Raw genomic sequence first — 501 nt, forward strand, 5'->3', positions numbered from 1 at the left:
CGCCAACGACCGGGTCCGCTCCAGCCCGGGCAGGCCGGCCATGGCCGTTTCCAGCGGATAGGTAACCCGCTGTTCGACCTCCAGCGGCGAAGCGCCCGGTACTTCCGCGTTGATCTGTACCTGGACGTTGGTGATGTCCGGCACCGCATCGATGGGCAGGTGGCGATAGCTGTAGATCCCCAGGGCGGCGATGCCGAGCGTGGCGAGCAGCACCAGCCAGCGCTGCTCAATGTCGAAGCGAAGAATACGTTCGAACATGATGCGCCCTTAGTGGGAGTGCTCGGCCGAGCCCTTGCCCAGTTCCGACTTGAGAATGAAGCTGCCGCGGTCGGCCACTACCTGGCCGGCGCTCAAGCCCTGACGAATCTCTGTGCGCTCACCGTCCCGGACCCCGGTGACCACGGGTGTCGCCTGAAAGCCGTCTGCCGTCCGGACGAACACCACGGTGCGATCCTCCACGACATGCACGGCGCCATTGGGCACGCCAAGTACCTTGGCCTG

Annotated in this window: 2 protein-coding genes; both read right to left on the bottom strand. The window is 65.5% G+C overall.

The features are described from left to right. Positions 1 to 258 (bottom strand): efflux RND transporter permease subunit (locus QKY98_RS23755; RefSeq protein WP_284671725.1); only part of this gene is annotated, 258 nt, incomplete at its 3' end. A gap of 9 nt (positions 259 to 267) precedes the next feature. Then, on the bottom strand, positions 268 to 501 hold a 234-nt coding region (locus tag QKY98_RS23760), incomplete at its 5' end, for a permuted SH3 domain-containing protein (RefSeq protein WP_502945107.1).

Source organism: Pseudomonas sp. HR1, from assembly GCF_030175875.1.
Lineage (GTDB): Bacteria > Pseudomonadota > Gammaproteobacteria > Pseudomonadales > Pseudomonadaceae > Chryseomonas > Chryseomonas oryzihabitans.